We start from the raw sequence: 16,558 nt of genomic DNA, 5'->3' as shown, positions 1-16,558 counted from the left end.
GTGACTCCGTTCAGTAGGTGCTCTTGGGTGGGTCGGTGCGGGTGATGCCGACGACCTCGATAGCGGGAATCGACGAGGGTCCGCGGTAGCTCTGTCCGCCGGGCACGGTCCCGGTCACCGAGATCCAGGTGTTCTCGGGAAGCGTCGATGCCGATGCGGCAGCGGGTCCCGTCATGTGCAGCCGAGCCAACTGGGCGTCGGCGGCACAACAGACGATGACTATCTTGGCCAGGTCGGTGCGTTCGCCGTCCTTGAAGGTAAAGCCGGTGACAGTGATTGTGCGTCCGCTCAAGGTGTCCGAGGAACCAGCGGCAATGCGCATCAGAATCTCGGGCAGCGGCACCGACGGTGCATCGCCGGGTGGCAGTGGGGGAAAGGCCCGCCGGGGCGTGTTGGCCGAGGCGGAGATGTTGGCCGGCGCGATGGATCGAGCACTCAGGGCCGGGGGCACGATGAAGATCAGTAGGACGATTGGTAACACCAGAAACCATGTGGCGCCGTGCTTGTGGCTGTGGTCTCCGTGGCCGTCATGGTCGTGTTCGGTGTGGCCGCGGCGCACATCGCGAATGATCGCAGCCAGGCCGAGGCCGATCACGACGACCGCCGAACAGGCGAGCCACGGCAGCAGTCCGGGTTTGACGTAGCGCGTAAAGGTTCCTGTAACCGCGATCATGGCCACACTGACGCCCAACAGGATCAGCAGGGTGTTCTCCGTATCGCGCCTCATGAGGTTCCCAGCACCGCCAGTCCGACGGACGTCGCGACGGCGGTGGCCACCACGAATGTCACCGGTGCGAACCGGGCCGCGAACGCTCGCCCGAACATCCCAGACTGCATCGCGATCAGCTTCACGTCGACGGCCGGTCCGACCACGAGGAATACCAAGCGCGGGATCAGCGGCATCATCGTGATGCTGGCGGCGACGAAGGCGTCGGCTTCCGAGCACAGTGCCAGCACCACGGCCAGAAGCGCCATGGTCACCACACCGACCACAAGGTTGCCCGCCAGATGCTCGAACACCCAGGCCGGCACGAGCACGTGCAAGGCCGCCGCGGCCACCGCCCCGATCGCCAGGTACGAGGCCGCCTGCAGAAAGTCGTGCCGTGCCGCCTCGGTGAATGTCGTCCAGCGGGAGCCGGATCCGGAGTGTGCGGAGGGCAGCTTGCGGGTGACCCAGCTGTCTCGCCCCCACCGCGACCACACCATGCCCATGATCATCGCGGTGAGCAGTGAGGCCACCGCACGCGCCAGCACCATCTTCGGCTGGCCGGGGAATGCGACCGCGGTGGCGACCAACACCACCGGGTTGATCGCCGGTGCCGACAACATGAAGGTCAGTGCGGCGGCACCGACCGATCCCGGTCCGTACAGCCGGCGTGCCACCGGCACAGATCCGCATTCGCAGCCGGGCAGCGCGGCGCCACTGACTCCCGCCACGGCCACAGCGGCAACGGACCGGTTCGGCAGCCACCGCGCCAGACGTTCCGGGGTGACGAACGTCGCGACGAGCCCGCTCACGATCACGCCGAGTGCAAGGAATGGGACGGCCTGGACGAATACCCCACAGAACACCGTTCCGGCGGTCGCCAGCTTCTCGTTGGCGTCGACGATCCCGCGTAACCGGCTGGCAGCCAGGGTCATCAGGATCAGAGCCACCACCAAGACCTCGGTCGAGCCGAGCCAGCGTCGTTCCCGGGAGGCGGCCACCGTCATCCAGTCATCCTGACAGTGCAACCTGAGAACCCGGCGCAGCGGTGGCACTCTGGTGAGGTGACTGATGACACACCCTTCAACGAACAACCTGCCGCGGTGATCAACGAATTCAATGACGGAGTAACTCAGGAATTCCGCGCCAACGGAGGTGAGGTCGGTGGTCAATTCGCCGGCGTACCGATCCTGCTGCTGACCAACACCGGTGCCAAGAGCGGAAAGAAACGTCTGAATCCGTTGGCCTACTTCGACATCGACGGCAAGATTTATATCGTCGGTTCCTTCGGCGGTGCGGACAAGGACCCCGCATGGGTGCATAACCTGCGCGCACATCCGCATGCGCATATCGACATCGGAACCGATGGTTACGGCGTGGTAGCCCATGAGCTTTCACTCAGTGAGCGCGATGAGCTGTATCCGAAGGTTGTTGAGCAGGTTCCCGTGTTCGCGGACTATCAGGCGAAGACCGACCGGGCGATTCCGATCTTTGAACTGCAACGTCGCTAGCCGAGAGCGGTCGCCGATGAGCTATCGGTAGAGCGTTCGCGCGGCCTCTGGGGGCCTGTGGGTTGGTTGTGCGCCGATTCGCAGGCCATGCGGGTGAGGCCAGGTTATGGTGGGATCAGCCGATGGGCATCAAGGTGGCGCTGGAGCATCGGACCAGCTACGCATTCGACAGACTCGTGCAGGTGCATCCGCACGAGATTCGGTTGCGCCCTGCGCCGCACACCCGAACGCCGATCGAGGCGTACTCGTTGCGTATCGCCCCCGACGATCACTTCATCAACTGGCAACAGGACGCCTTCGGAAATTTCCTTGCCCGCGTGGTCTTTCCGAATAGGACCCGTCGACTGTCGATCACCGTGGGACTCATCGCCGACCTGAAGTCGGTCAATCCGTTCGACTTCTTCATCGAGGAGTGGGCCGAACACATCGGTTTCGCCTACCCGCCCGCGTTGGCCGCCGATCTGGAGCCCTATCTCAAGCCGGTGGACGAATCCAATCCGGGCTCGGGGCCCGGTGAGCTGGTCCGCGCGTGGGTGGCCAATTTCACGATGGCGCCCGGCACACGCATCATCGACTACCTCGTCACCATCAATCAGGCGTTGTGCTCGGATGTCGGCTACGCCGTGCGCTTGGAGCCCGGGGTGCAGAGCCCCGACACCACCCTGGCGGTGGGTATCGGTTCCTGCCGCGACACCGCCTGGTTACTGGTTTCGATTCTGCGGCAGAAGGGTCTTGCCGCTCGCTTCGTGTCCGGGTATTTGGTCCAGTTGACGTCGGATATCGTCGCAATCGACGGGCCTTCGGGCCCGGTTGCCGACTTCACCGATCTGCATGCCTGGGCTGAGGTCTACATCCCCGGCGCGGGGTGGGTGGGCCTGGACCCCACATCGGGACTGCTCGCGGGGGAAGGGCACATTCCGCTCTCGGCGACACCGCATCCGTCGACATCGGCCGCAATCTCCGGCGCTACCGACGTGTGCGAGTCCACCCTCGATTTCTCCAACACGGTCACCCGGGTGCATGAGGACCCTCGAGTCACGCTGCCCTATACGCCATCGGCGTGGCAGGCCGTCACCGCGCTGGGTGCGGAGATCGATGCCCGGCTTGATGCCGCTGGGGTGGGATTGACGATGGGCGGCGAGCCGACCTTCGTATCGGTCGATGACCAGGTCGCCGAGGAGTGGAACACCGCGGCCGATGGACCCCAGAAACGGGTCCGTGCCTCCGATCTGGCTGCCCGCTTGAAATCGCTTTGGGCGCCAACCGGTTTGGTGCAGCGCAGTCAGGGAAAGTGGTACCCGGGCGAGCCCTTGCCGCGATGGCAGATCGGCTTGTACTGGCGGCGCGACGGACGGCCGCTGTGGTCTGACCCCGATCTGCTGGCCGATCCGTGGGCCGAGGACCGGCAATGGTCCACGCCGGAAGGTGCCGACCGCGCGTTGTTGCTCGCGCTGGCCGGCGATCTCGGGCTGCCCGAGAGTCAGGTGCGCGCGGCGTACGAGGACCCGCTGACCCGACTGGCGGCGTCGGTTCGGCGCCCGGCGGGAGATCCGGTATCAACGGCCGATGACATAGCGCCGCAGGAAGATTCATCCGATCGGCGGTCGGAGCTGCTGGCAGGTCTGGACGAACAGGTGACCCAGCCGGCCGCCCATCTGCTGCCCCTGCACCGGGGGGAGGACGGCAGCGGTTGGGAAAGCGCCGACTGGCGACTGCGCCGCGGCCGGATCGTGCTGACGGAAGGACGGTCTCCGGCGGGTCTGCGGCTCCCACTGGCAGCCATCTCCTGGCAGCCGGCCCCACATCTGGCCGAGGCGGATCCGATCAGCGCTGCCGCCGAACTCGATGCACAACGATCCGGTACCGCCACCGTCGTGCCCGCGGACGGCGTACCCACCACAGCCATGGTCGCGGAGATACGTGACGGGCTGCTGTACCTGTTCCTGCCGCCCCTGGAGAGCCTCGACGATTTCGTAGATCTCATCGCCCGCGTCGAGGCGGCCGCCACCTGCCCACTGGTGCTCGAAGGGTATGGGCCGCCGCCGGACCCTCGGCTCGAGGTTATGAGCGTGACTCCCGACCCGGGCGTCATCGAGGTCAACGTGACCCCCACCGCGAGCTTCGCCGAGCAGTCCCGTCAGCTGGAAGTGTTGTACGAAGAGGCGCGGAAAGCTCGATTGACCACCGAATCGTTCGACACCGACGGCACCCACACCGGGACCGGAGGGGGTAACCACATCACATTGGGGGGCCGTACCCCGGCGACGTCGCCGTTGTTGCGGCGGCCCGATCTGCTGGTCTCGCTGCTGACTTACTGGCAGCATCACCCGGCGCTGTCGTACCTATTTTCGGGACGATTCGTCGGCACCACATCGCAGGCCCCGCGCGTTGACGAGGGGCGCGAAGAAGCGTTGTACGAGTTGGAGATCGCCTTCGCGGAGATCGAGAGACTGACGACGTCGCCCCACCCCGACCCCGACCGCCCTACGGAGGTCGCACCGTGGCACGTGGACAGGGCGCTGCGGCACCTGCTCACCGACATCACCGGGAACACCCATCGTGCGGAGTTCTGCATCGACAAGCTGTACAGCCCCGACAGTGCGCGGGGGCGTCTGGGCCTATTGGAGCTCCGGGGATTCGAGATGCCTCCGCATTTCCAGATGGCGATGGTCCAGTCCCTGTTGGTGCGCGCGCTGGTCGCCAAGTTCTGGGAACAGCCGCTACGGGCGCCGCTGATCCGACACGGCGCAAACCTTCATGGCCGTTACTTGTTGCCGCACTTCATCATTCACGATATTGCACAGGTTGCATCCGATCTGCGCGCACACGGCATCGCTTTCGAGACCAGCTGGCTCGATCCGTTCACCGAATTCCGGTTCCCACGGATCGGCACCGCGGTGTTCGACGGTATCGAGGTCGAGCTGCGCGGGGCCATCGAACCGTGGCGGGTGCTGGGGGAGGAAGCGACCGCCGGAGGTGCCGCGCGCTACGTGGATTCCTCCATCGAACGTGTGCAGGTCCGGGTCATCGGCGCCGACCGGTCCCGGTATGTCATCACCTGCAACGGTCAGCCCATCCCGCTGCTCTCGACGGAAAACCCGGATGTGCAGGTGGCCGGTGTCCGTTATCGAGCCTGGCAGCCGCCCAGCGCCTTGCACCCGAGTATCACCGTCGATGACCCGCTGCGATTTGAGCTCATCGACACCGCTAACGCCCTGTCTCGCGGCGGCTGTACGTACCACGTATCGCACCCGGGCGGCCGTGCGTACGACGATCCTCCCGTCAATGCGGTGGCGGCCGAAGCACGCCGCGGTCGGCGTTTCGATGCCACCGGTTACACCACCGGTCGTGTCGATTTGTCAGACTTGCGCGAGAAACAAGCCCGCATGTCCACCGATGCGGTCGCGCCCGGCATCCTGGATTTACGCCGTGCGAGGACGGTGGGGCGCAGGTGAGAGAGCTGAACAGGAAGGAAGGTAGCGACGGTGGCAGCACCTGCTTCGGGGGCTCCCGTCGGACCCGGCTTCCCTTTGACCGATAACCCGCTGATCGCGCAGTACCGCAGCGCTCGCGCCCAGGGAGCACTGTTCGAGGTCGGGCGGCGGGGCAGCCAGGCAGGGTACGACGAGTTCTTGGCGCCCGACGGGAACGTCCGCCCGGCCTGGACCGACTTGGCCGACGCCATCGCGCAACGCGGCCGTCCCGGTTTGGACCGTCTGTTGGATCGCGTCCGCACTCTCGTCGACAGCGACGGCATCACCTACATGGATCCCCGGCGCGTCCCGGGATCTGTGCCCGGACCCGATGCGCCCACCCATCCGGTGCCGTGGCGTCTGGATGGGCTTCCGCTCTTGCTCGACCCCGCTGACTGGAACGTGCTGGAGGTTGGCCTCACCCAGCGGGCCACGCTGCTGGACGCCGTTCTCAGCGACCTGTACGGGCCTCAGGAACTGATCAGTTCCGGCGCGTTGCCACCGCAGCTGCTCTTCGCCCATCCCGGTTATGTGCGGGCCGCCCACGGCATGGCCCTGCCCGGTAGGCATCAGCTCTTTCTGCTCGGATGCGATATCGGCCGCACGGGCGTCGGCGACTTCCGGGTGAACGCCGACTGGACACAGGCGCCCTCGGGTGCCGGGTATGCGATGGCGGATCGCCGCGTGGTCGCTCACGCCGCCCCGGATCTCTACGAGAAGGTTGCACCCAGGCCGACCTCGTCGTTCGCGCAGGCGCTGCGCCTGGCACTCATCGATGTCGCTCCCGAATCGGTCGAGGATCCGACGGTGGTGGTGCTCAGTCCGGGCATTCACTCCGAGACATCGTTCGACCAGGCCTACCTCGCGTCGGTGCTGGGTTTTCCGCTGGTCGAGTCCGCAGATCTGGTGGTACGCGACGGCAAGCTCTGGATGCGATCGCTGGGTACCCTGCGCCGCGTGGACGTGGTGCTGCGCCGCGTCGACGCCGGCTACTCCGATCCGCTGGACCTGCGGGCAGACTCGCGCCTGGGAGTCGTCGGCCTGGTCGAGGTGCTGCGTCGGGGCGCGGTCACCGTCGTCAACTCGCTGGGCAGCGGGATACTGGAAAACCCGGGTCTGGCCCGTTTCCTGCCGGAGTTGTCGTACCGCCTGCTTGACGAGCCGCTGGCGTTGTCGGGCGTCCAGACCTGGTGGGGCGGCATCGATGCGGAGCGCTCGCACCTGCTCGCGAACCTGAGCACGCTGTTGGTGAAATCAACGGTGGCGGAAGAGGTTTACACGGGACCGTTGCAGTCCTCGGAGACGCTGGAGACATTGCGGGCACGCATCGAAGCGGCACCCTGGCGCTGGGTCGGTCAGGAACTTCCCGAACTGTCGGTGGCGCCCACTTACCTGCGGTCCGGAGCTCTCACCGCGGCACCGATCGGCATGCGGCTGTTCACCGTCGCGCAGCGCGGCGGGTACGCGCCGATGATCGGTGGTCTCGGTTATGTCGCTGCTTCCGGATACTCGGGATCGACACTCAACAGCCTTGCCGCCAAAGATATCTGGGTTCAGCAGCCGGATCGTGATCAGACCGAGCGGGCACTGACCGTCGCGCCGCTGGATCTGCCCGCCGGACGATCGGTGGGGGCCGACGCGGTCAGCTCGCCGCGCGTGTTGTCCGATCTGTTCTGGCTGGGGCGGTACGGAGAGCGTGCCGAGAACCTGGTCCGGCTGTTGTCCGTCACCCGGGAACGGTTCCACGAGTATCGGTATCGGCAGTTCATGGAGGCCAGCGAATGCGTCCCGGTGCTGCTGAAGGCGCTCGGTGACATCACCGGCACCGACACCGGATCCGAAGACTTGGGAACCCAGTTGTGGTCGCTGACGGTGGACAAGGAGCGCGTCGGTTCCCTGGCCCAATCGGTGGAGCGGCTGGGCCTGGCCGCACGCGCGGTTCGCGATCAGATGTCCAACGACACCTGGATGGTGCTCGGGGGCATGGACCGGGCGATTGCCGCAGCTGCGGCCGAGTTCGACGACAGCACGCGGTCGGGAGGTAACTCCGCCCGCGCCGATGACACAGTGCTCGCCGCCACCCAAACACAGGTATTGGCAGGGTTACTCGCGCTGGCGGGCCTGGCAGCGGAGTCGACAGTGCACGACATCGGCTGGACGATCATGGATATCGGCAAGCGCATCGAGCGTGGCCTCGGACTGACGGCGCTCCTGCGTTCCACGCTGACGACGGTCCGCGGCCGCGCGGCCGAGCAGTCGGTCACTGAATCCACGCTGGTGGCCTGCGAGTCCTCGGTGATGTATCGCCGCCGCACCCGCGGCAAGATCAGCTTGGAGGCGGTCGCCGACCTGCTGCTGTTCGATGCCGTCAACCCGAGGTCGCTTCTGTATCAGGTGGAATCGCTGCGCACCGACCTCAAGTCACTGCCGAGCGCCTCGGGGACCTCGCGTCCCGAGCGGCTGGTGGAGGATCTGGTGACGCAGTTGCGGCGGATCGATCCGGCCGATCTGGATACCGCCGGTGAGGATGGACAGCGCGATACGCTCGCCGAAACCCTGGACAATGTGCATCAGGCACTGCGCGAGTTGTCCACCGTGGTGACGAGGACGCACTTGTCCATGCCGACGGGGATGCAGCCACTGTGGGGACCCGACACGACGCGGAGGTTGCCGTGACCGATGGTCTTCGCCCAAGTGGCTCAGCGGTGATCCGGTATCAGGTGACGCACCGCACCCTGTACCAATACTCCGACGACGTCACAAGCTCCTATGGCCGCGGCTATCTCACGCCACGTGACACCGATTGGCAGCGTTGCGAGTCGAACGAGCTGATCGTCGAACCGGAACCCTCCGACAGTTCCACCGGCAGAGACCTCTACGGGAATCTCAGTTCGTACTTCCACGTCACCACTCCACACCGCGAGCTCAGCGTGACTGCCCGCTCCATCGTCGATGTCAGTACCCCGGCACCGCCCAGCGCGGGGTGGGAGCAGGCATGGGAGCTGGCCCGCCCGGCGTATGCGGAATCGTCGGGGGCGGGTGCGCTTGCCACCGAGTTCGTGCTGGATTTGGTGCCCCCGGAGATCACCGATGACGTACGTGCTTATGCCGCAGTCAGTTTCACGGAGGGACGACCGCTCGGGGAGGCAGTCGTGGACCTGATGGGCCGGATCTATCGCGATTTCCAGTACCGGTCGGGATCGACCACCATTTCCACCAAGGTCAGCGAGGTGCTAGCCGCGGGGGAGGGCGTCTGTCAGGATTTCGCGCGTATGGCGGTCACGGCGCTGCGCACCCAGGGACTCGCCGCGCGTTACGTTTCGGGCTACCTGGCGACGAATCCGCCTCCGGGGCAACCCCGCCTCGTCGGCGCCGACGCCACCCATGCCTGGGCGGCGGTGTGGGTGCCGCCCGATGGATGGGTCGCGTTCGACCCGACGAATGACACCGTCGCCGACGAGCGGTACGTCACCGTGGCGTGGGGCCGCGATTACGCCGACGTGCCGCCCCTGCGCGGCATCATCTACACCGACTCCGAAAGCAGCACGATCAAGGTGTCGGTGGACGTCGCACCCTGTGAGGAGAGCCCCGCGCATGCGTGACTTCATCTGCCCACAGTGCGGTCAGCATCTGGCGTTCGAAAACTCGGTGTGCCTGTCCTGTGGCAGTCACGTCGGGTTTTCGCTTCAGGACAAGGCGCTGTTGGTGATCGCCAACGACGACGGGCCCGGGTTCGTCGACTCCGACGATCACCGCCTGTGTGCAAATCTTCATGTGGCCGAATGCAATTGGTTGGTGTACGGCACGGGAGCGGGCACGCTGTGCGCGTCTTGTGAGCTCACGCGCACCCGGCCCAACGACTCTGACAGCACGGCCCTGCCGGCGTTCGCGGAAGCGGAGAAGGCCAAGCGCCGGCTCATCGCCGAACTCGCAGAACTGCGGCTACCGGTGACGGGGCGTGATGTCGATACCGAGTTCGGGCTGGCCTTCGATCTGCTTTCCAGTGAGCAGGAACCGGTGATGACGGGACATCACAATGGGGTGATCACCCTGGATCTCGCCGAAGGCGATGACGTGCATCGGGAGCAGCTTCGGATTTCGATGGATGAGCCGTATCGCACCCTGCTAGGGCATTTCCGTCACGAGATCGGGCATTACTTCTACTACCGGCTCGTCGGGGTCTCTGTGGACTATGCCGAGAGATTCCGTGCACTGTTCGGCGATGCGGATGCCGACTACCAAGCCGCACTGGATCGTCACTATCAGCAAGGCGTGCCCGAGGGGTGGGAGGCGAATTTCGTCTCCTCCTATGCGACCATGCATCCCGCGGAAGACTGGGCGGAGACCTTCGCGCACTACCTGCATATCCGTGACACGTTGGACACTGCCGCGTCCTTCGCGTTGGCGCCGGCGGGCGGCACCTTCGATCGCCGGGTCTTGGGTCCCAGCGGATTCGACACCATCATCGAGATGTGGCTGCCGCTGGCGTGGTCGCTCAACATGGTCAATCGCTCCATGGGGCGCGATGATCTGTACCCGTTTGTGCTGCCCGGCCCGGTGCTGGAGAAGATGCGTCTGATCCACGAGGTCGTCATGGCAGCGGGGGATGCTGCCGCCGCCTGACTACCCGCCAGGTGTGGCGAACACGAAGAGTGCCATGAACGCCACATTGATGAAAAAAGTGGCCTCCACGAGGCTCACGGTGATGAAAAATGGCGTAAACAAACGATTCTGAGATTCCGGCTGGCGGGCCACCCCGGCAATGAGCTGTGCTCCGGCCATACCGTCACCTATACCGGCGCCGATCGCGCCGCCCGCGAGCGTTATCGCTCCGGCCAGCAGTGCGTTGCCCATGAGTAGATCAGTAGCCATGATGTGCACCTTTCATCGTTGTGGCGTCCAACATCGCAGCGATGATCTTCACCGCTGACCCGACGCCGTCCTCGGCGCTAATCAGTCGCGAGAGGCGTTGGGCTTCTTGGCGATACCGTGATTCAGTGATCGCTTGTGTAATCGATGCCGAGAGCTCGTCGGCTCGTAGCGACACTCGCGGTAGCGGACTGGTGGCTGCACCGGCTTGAGACAATCGGGCGGCCCAGAAGGGTTGGTCCATGATGCCGGGCACTGGCACTGAGGGGACTCCGGCGCGCAGCGCGGCTGCGGCGGTACCGGCGCCGCAGTGGTGGACGACAGCAGCCATCCGCGGAAACAGCCAGGAGTGCGGAACATCGTCGATGGTGAGGACGTCATCGCCCAGACCGGTGAGTCCGGCCCACCCGCGTTGTACGACCGCTCGGACCCCGGCGGCATGTGTCGCGGTGGCAATGATCTCCGATAGTTCTGGCCCCCGTGACGTTGCAGTACTGCCGAAACCGAGAAAGACGGGGGCAGGTCCGTTCTCCAGAAATTCTTCTAGTTCTGTTGAGGGCAGCCAGTTTTCGTCACGGACAGGCCACCAGTAGCCGGTCTGGTACCAGTGCGCGCGCCAATCGCGGGGACGTGCGACGACATGCCGGCTGTATCCGTGCACGATGGGCCAGCTGTTGGCGCGGACCCCGTGATATCGACGCAGCGACGCGGGGGCCAATCCGAGGTGGTGGCGCAGACTGTCGATGAGTGGCGTGTAGATCCGTTCACCCGACAGGGCGAGGCGCCATACCAACCGATTGCCGTACCCGCCGAACGAACGGATGGTGAGCGGTGGGGGTGCAAATTCTGCGGTGGGGCACGCTGGTTGGAGTGAGAGTCCTGCGCTGGGTACGCCCAGGGCCTCGGCAACGTGATACCCCAGCAGAGTGCCCACGGGGCCCTCTGCCAACAGGAGATCGGCGTCGTGCGCGGTGTCGGCCATCGCCTCGCCGACTCCCGCGAGTGCGACGCGCATCTCAGCGAGAGCAGCGCCCGAGGGGCGCATCCGGGCGCCGTCCACGAGTGCCTGACCGTGTTGGGAGTCCCGCGTTGCGGTCTCGGTATCACCGGGCAATGGCCGAAATTCCAGGCCGGCGGCACGCACCAGCTGTGCGTAGGGATGTTGCGCGGCAATGACCACGTGCGCGGACAGGCTGTCGCGCAGCCGAATTCCCAGCCCGGTCAGCGGTGCGACGTCTCCGCGGGTGCCGTACGCGGAGATCACGATTGTCGTCATCGCGCTGCACCGACGGCTTTGGTGAACATGTCGACCAGTTGCTCCCCGTATCCGATCGCGTCGTAATCCGCGTCGCGGCCCAACTCCCACACCGCGCCATCCAGCGCGGCTCGCAGGGCGTTCTTCATGAACCGGGGTGACACCCGCTGGAACTCGCCGGTCGCGATGCCGTCGACGAAGATCGCCTCGGGGTCCATGGCGGCGAACTCGGCGGGCGGTTCTGTGTCGGATGCGGCCTGGTCGAACCGGAGGCCATCGTCGCTGCGGTAGCCGGTGATGATCTCCAAGAGGGCTATCGCGGACACCCGATTGCTCACGATGAACGCGATGTTGGCTCTGATGTAGGTGGCGAGGCGTGCGGTCGCGGTGGACTCTGCGTGTACGGCAGGCACGATCGAGGTGGCCGCCCGGCTAAAGACGTCGACCATCACGGATTCGATGACCTCGGTTTTCGACGTGAAGTGATACAGCACTGCGCTCTTGGCCACCCCGACGTGTTCGGCGATTTTTGCCAGCGACGTCTGCGGGTAACCCGCGGCGGCGAGCACCTCGATGGCGCCGGCCACTATCTGTGCTCGTCGGGCGCGTTCTGTGAACGTCAACGCCTCTTCAGACCGCATGGTCTTAAATTAGACCGATCGGTCAGGACGCGCAAGGGCAATACCCGCCGCGTTGATCGGCAAATGCGTGGATGTGAATACCGGGAGGAATGTGTGCCGCCCCACAGTCTTATAAAGACGAGGTAAGGTGAGGCGGTAATGACGACACTATTGGCAGACCCCGTCGCGCAGGTTATCGCCACAGCCGAGGAGTTGCTCTCCAAGCGTGCAGGGGCAACCGTCACGTTGGCCGAACCCGAAGATCTCGGTGGCAGCGGGCCTGCGATCGTCCTTCGGGTGCGCGCGGTGCAGAACCCTTTCGCGTTGCCCAAGTCCATGGTGATCAAGCAGGTCCCCGAAGGGGGATCCGAGGCCGCCGTGCTCCGCGAGGTTGTGTCGTATCAGTTCGCAAACTCCTTGACGGCCAAGCATCGGCCCGGCCCCGAGCTGGTTGCCTACTCCATTGCCGAACGACTCATCGTGCTTACCGATCTGGGTTCCGCGCCGACCATGTCGGAGCTACTGGCGGAGCGTAATCGTGCTGCGATCAACCACGCGCTGATGGCGTGGGCGCAAGCCCTGGGGCGGATGCACGTAGCCACCGTAGGCCGAGAAGGCGACTTTGCTGCACTGCTCAGGCGCGTCGATGTGAAGAAGACCGATGTCGACCCGTCGCAGCAGCGTATCGGCGGGGCTGAAACCATCGACCCACTGCAGCAGATCCTGAGAAGCGAGTACGCCCTCGAGGTGCCGCCGACTCTGATTTCTCGGCTACAGCAAACAGCAGAACTTTTCGGAAAGGGCGGCGTTCGCGCCTTCAGCCCCTCCGAAGTCGCCCCCGACAATATCCTCGTCACCGAACATGGTGTCCGGATTCTTGACTACGAATGGGGCGGATTCCGCGACATCGTGCTGGACATCGCCCACGCACTCACCGTCTACCCGGAGTTCCTCGGGGCCGCCGAACGCGAGGAAGTCGCCGAGCTCGACGATGCGATGACCGAAGCGTGGCGCTCCGACGTGGCGTCGATCGCTCCCGGGTTGGCCGACGACGAGACACTCGCGCGACGCGTCCTGGATGCGCGACTGATGTGGGTGTGGCTCGCCACGCACGAGTACTTCACCATCGACGTCGATCTCGACGACGAGACTGTGGCATTCGGGAATCCCGCGCCCAGCCATTCCGCGCTGCTGGGGCGATGGACCGCGCTACATGCGGCTGCTGAGCGCGTTGGCGACTCCGTTGTCGCCGGTCACGCCACCGACGTGATCGCGGCGCTGCGCGGCGAATCTTTCATGGAGGACTGAGTTCTCAGAGTCTCTGTCTGGACGTAGCGGACATGCCATGTCTTGCTGGGTGCGTCGAGGATTGTTATTTTCTGCGGATGCATAGTCGGCGGGGTTTAGGCAGATCCCGTTTCGGTGTGCTTGCACGCCGGTCGAGAAACGCAGAGATCAGAACCGCCGTCGATGGAGTGTTCGCTGTGGCACCGGCAGGCACATCCTCGCTGATGACGCTCGTCGAGATGTGGGGCCTGCAGCGCGGCAGGCCAATTGCGATCGAGGACGGGCGGTTGCCCGTCGGGGTTTTTGGGCAGTGGTTGTCTTTCCCGGACCGGGATGTGTTGAAGGTCCGATCAGAGGAGTTGTCGCGAGAGCGGACTATTGCTCATGAACTCGGCCATATGGTCCTCGGTCACCGTGGGCAGGCGATCACCGAGTACGCGACAGCGCACATGGAGGCTGCCTCGGTAGGTCTGGTGGCCTTCATGCTGCAGCGATCGTGTGACGAAACCCGAGCGTGGCCCGATGAGGAAATCGATGCAGAATGTTTCGCGGGCCTGGTCTTACGCCGTCTGGAACGAGCGGGTGCGGCCGCGGAGCCGTCGTCTCGGCGGCGCATTGACGACATGTTCTGCTGAATGGTTCTGGCGCTCGGCTATTGAACTGGGTTCCTCGGGATAAATGCGTCGGCGAGGACCTGGATCCACTCAGTGTTCGTCAGCTGTGGTGGCGAGTGAAGCCATGCGGTGCTCATGCCTATTGGCGATTGTCCCTGGATCCAATCAATAACTGCCTGAATATGTTTCGTGTGATTTTCTGGTGGCGAAGAGGCCTCACGCGGCAGATCGCGGTACTGCGCGAGCAGGCTTAGGCCATCCTGAATTTGGTCAATCCATTCCGGTGGCACCGCCGTTAGGCCCGCCCCGAACTGCCGCGGCGGAGCCAGCCCCGGGAACAGTTCGATCAATGCATCACGTAAGGGCTGAAGTCGGCGCAGCGTGTGGCGCGTCTGGCGGCGCAGTGCCGCTGGAGGCCACGTCAGGGCCGAAATGGCAAGTACCGCACCTGTCGTGATGGCGCTTGTTTGCACGGTTAGCCCACACCATGCCGGAGGTGAATACCCATTCCACTGGAACAGCTCGGCGCAGATTCCGCGAGTTACGACCGCAATCGCGACAGCACCGCCGGCCGCTCCAAGCAAGCCCAGTCCTTGGCCGGCCGGCGTGTGGTCCATCCGCCGCATCGCGAGCAGGGCGAGGTGGGCTAACACGGCGGCGGCAAAGATGTGGCCGATAAGAGTGGCCGCTAATAGGCTGGGTGAGTCGCGGCGTGGCTCAGTCAGGTAGGTGAAGAAGTCACTCCCGCCCGGTGTTGATACCGTCGAAACGGTCAACGCTGCAACGGCTACGAACGTAATCGTCGCTCCCGCAACGAGTCTCTGGATCTTCTTGCGCCGAACCGTGCGATCGGCCCGACCGCATGCCTCAAAGACAAGCACCCATGCGCTCGCCGATGCTACGACGCCGATCCCTCCCGCGGCGTGAAAGGCTTGTACTTCCGGCGATAACGCCGCCCATATTGGCTCGATGTCACAAAGCGCCCACGGCCATATGGACACTGCAAAAATCGCGCTTGCCGCTAACGCAAGCGATGGTCTACCTGTCCACCATCGCCACCCGCGGTACAGAACAGCTGGTGCGGCAAAGGCAAGGACCAGAAGCTCAACCGCTTGGCAGTGATCCCAAAACCAACGCATAGCCATCTCGTGCACTATGAATCAGCAAATGAAGTATGTCCACCGAAAGTTGCCTTCGAACGGTGTACGCTGCGCGACTTGCCGGTGCTCTCCACCGTGCGCCCGCCGGTCGAAGAACGCCGATTCGGTGGTGGCCACCTGCACCCACACTCACGCGGTCCCGGTCACGGTCTAATCACACGGGCGCGTCGTAACGCGATGTGATCTCGACGCATTCCTACGATCGCCGGGTGGCTGATCGCTATGGCACCGACATCTTGTCCAACAACCCGCATGCTCCCCGGCGTCCGCAATCCACCGAGGTAGCGGCGATAAAGGGCTTGGTCGTGGAGGATGCCCAGACGGGTTTTGTGGGCGCGGTGGTGCGCATCGAGTACGGGCGGATGGACCTCGAAGACCGGCACGGCCGTGTTCGTGGCTTTCCGGTCGGTCCGGGATACCTCATCGACGGTAAGCCGGTCATCCTCAAGGAGCCGTTGCGGCACACCCCGACCGCAGCGACCCGGAGCGCATCGGGATCGGTTGCCGTCCACGGGCTCAAGGCGCGCACAGCGTTGGCCAGTCGGATCTACGTCGAGGGCCGTCACGACGCCGAACTCGTCGAGCAGGTGTGGGGTCACGACCTGCGCGTCGAAGGTGTGGTCGTCGAGTACCTCGGCGGGGTGGATGACTTGGCCGCCATCGTGAAGGAATTCCAGCCGGGACCGGGCCGTCGCCTCGGAGTTCTGGTCGACCACCTCGTGAAGGGGTCGAAGGAGTCACGTATCGCCGAAACGGTGCAAAAGGGTCCCTATGGCGAGCACACCCTGGTGGTGGGGCATCCGTTCGTCGACATCTGGCAAGCGGTCAAGCCCGCTCGGATCGGCCTGCATGCCTGGCCCACCGTGCCGCGGGACATCGAGTGGAAGCACGGCATCTGCCAGGCGCTTGGCTGGCCGCACGGCAGCCAGACCGAGATCGCCGAGGCCTGGCGCCGGATCCGCGGCAAGGTGCGCACCTGGACCGACCTGGAGCCGGCCCTGATCGGCCGTGTTGAGGAGCTCATCGATTTCGTCACCCAACCGGCGGGCTGAACCCGTCGGTC

14 protein-coding genes are annotated in these 16,558 nt (G+C 64.9%); 8 read left to right on the top strand and 6 right to left on the bottom strand.

From position 1 onward, the window contains the following. Positions 1-10: 10 nt before the first annotated feature. Both MSTE_RS13875 and MSTE_RS13870 read right to left on the bottom strand, forming a co-directional pair. Positions 11-727, bottom strand: coding sequence for a TIGR03943 family putative permease subunit (locus MSTE_RS13875; RefSeq protein ID WP_096502034.1), 717 nt, complete (start codon positions 725-727; stop codon positions 11-13). Then, the gene (locus MSTE_RS13870) at positions 724-1,713 is read right to left on the bottom strand and encodes a permease (RefSeq protein WP_096502032.1); all 990 of its coding nucleotides are present in this window, start codon (positions 1,711-1,713) and stop codon (positions 724-726) included. Before MSTE_RS13870 ends, MSTE_RS13875 begins: the two co-directional genes overlap by 4 nt. Positions 1,714-1,770: 57 nt before the next feature. On the opposite strand from MSTE_RS13870, the gene MSTE_RS13865 reads away from it, so the two are divergent. The 5 genes from MSTE_RS13865 (at position 1,771) to MSTE_RS13845 (ending at position 10,313) form a co-directional block, all read left to right on the top strand. Next, positions 1,771-2,217 carry a nitroreductase family deazaflavin-dependent oxidoreductase gene (locus MSTE_RS13865; protein ID WP_096505867.1) on the top strand — a complete coding sequence of 149 codons (447 nt, stop codon included), beginning with the start codon at positions 1,771-1,773 and terminating at the stop codon, positions 2,215-2,217. A gap of 122 nt (positions 2,218-2,339) precedes the next feature. After that, positions 2,340-5,672: a transglutaminase family protein gene (locus MSTE_RS13860; RefSeq protein WP_096502030.1), complete on the top strand. Its 3,333-nt coding sequence runs from the start codon at positions 2,340-2,342 to the stop codon at positions 5,670-5,672. A 90-nt stretch (positions 5,673-5,762) separates the two neighbouring features. Continuing rightward, positions 5,763-8,366 (top strand): circularly permuted type 2 ATP-grasp protein, encoded by a 2,604-nt coding sequence (locus MSTE_RS13855; protein WP_162291645.1) that lies wholly within the window; start codon positions 5,763-5,765, stop codon positions 8,364-8,366. After that, the gene (locus MSTE_RS13850; protein WP_162291426.1) at positions 8,363-9,292 is read left to right on the top strand and encodes a transglutaminase family protein; all 930 of its coding nucleotides are present in this window, start codon (positions 8,363-8,365) and stop codon (positions 9,290-9,292) included. The genes MSTE_RS13855 and MSTE_RS13850 overlap by 4 nt, the downstream gene beginning before the upstream one ends. Next, the gene (locus MSTE_RS13845; protein ID WP_096502024.1) at positions 9,285-10,313 is read left to right on the top strand and encodes a zinc-binding metallopeptidase family protein; all 1,029 of its coding nucleotides are present in this window, start codon (positions 9,285-9,287) and stop codon (positions 10,311-10,313) included. Before MSTE_RS13850 ends, MSTE_RS13845 begins: the two co-directional genes overlap by 8 nt. Here MSTE_RS13845 and MSTE_RS13840 read toward each other — a convergent pair whose 3' ends face one another. The 3 genes from MSTE_RS13840 to MSTE_RS13830 are packed head-to-tail and all read right to left on the bottom strand — an operon-like array spanning position 10,314 to position 12,455. Continuing rightward, the gene (locus MSTE_RS13840; protein ID WP_046253928.1) at positions 10,314-10,562 is read right to left on the bottom strand and encodes a F0F1 ATP synthase subunit C; all 249 of its coding nucleotides are present in this window, start codon (positions 10,560-10,562) and stop codon (positions 10,314-10,316) included. Beyond that, positions 10,552-11,835, bottom strand: a complete 1,284-nt coding sequence (locus tag MSTE_RS13835; protein ID WP_096502022.1) for a glycosyltransferase — start codon at positions 11,833-11,835, stop codon at positions 10,552-10,554. The genes MSTE_RS13840 and MSTE_RS13835 overlap by 11 nt, the downstream gene beginning before the upstream one ends. After that, the gene (locus tag MSTE_RS13830) at positions 11,832-12,455 is read right to left on the bottom strand and encodes a TetR/AcrR family transcriptional regulator (RefSeq protein WP_096502020.1); all 624 of its coding nucleotides are present in this window, start codon (positions 12,453-12,455) and stop codon (positions 11,832-11,834) included. The genes MSTE_RS13835 and MSTE_RS13830 overlap by 4 nt, the downstream gene beginning before the upstream one ends. Positions 12,456-12,593: 138 nt before the next feature. Between MSTE_RS13830 and MSTE_RS13825 the strand changes: the two genes are divergently transcribed. Both MSTE_RS13825 and MSTE_RS13820 read left to right on the top strand, forming a co-directional pair. After that, positions 12,594-13,742: a kinase gene (locus MSTE_RS13825; RefSeq protein ID WP_096502018.1), complete on the top strand. Its 1,149-nt coding sequence runs from the start codon at positions 12,594-12,596 to the stop codon at positions 13,740-13,742. Between the two features lie 176 nt (positions 13,743-13,918). Then, positions 13,919-14,356: an ImmA/IrrE family metallo-endopeptidase gene (locus MSTE_RS13820; RefSeq protein WP_231896880.1), complete on the top strand. Its 438-nt coding sequence runs from the start codon at positions 13,919-13,921 to the stop codon at positions 14,354-14,356. A 17-nt stretch (positions 14,357-14,373) separates the two neighbouring features. Here MSTE_RS13820 and MSTE_RS13815 read toward each other — a convergent pair whose 3' ends face one another. Beyond that, complete coding sequence (locus tag MSTE_RS13815) at positions 14,374-15,216, bottom strand: hypothetical protein (protein WP_096502016.1); 843 nt, start codon at positions 15,214-15,216, stop codon at positions 14,374-14,376. 488 nt (positions 15,217-15,704) lie between these two features. Between MSTE_RS13815 and MSTE_RS13810 the strand changes: the two genes are divergently transcribed. After that, complete coding sequence (locus MSTE_RS13810) at positions 15,705-16,547, top strand: DUF3097 domain-containing protein (RefSeq protein ID WP_096505865.1); 843 nt, start codon at positions 15,705-15,707, stop codon at positions 16,545-16,547. Positions 16,548-16,558: the final 11 nt, after the last annotated feature.

It is taken from the genome of [Mycobacterium] stephanolepidis (assembly GCF_002356335.1).
GTDB lineage: Bacteria > Actinomycetota > Actinomycetes > Mycobacteriales > Mycobacteriaceae > Mycobacterium > Mycobacterium stephanolepidis.
Note: the sequence above shows the minus strand (reverse complement) of the source record. Positions and strands in the feature narration are given on the sequence as shown.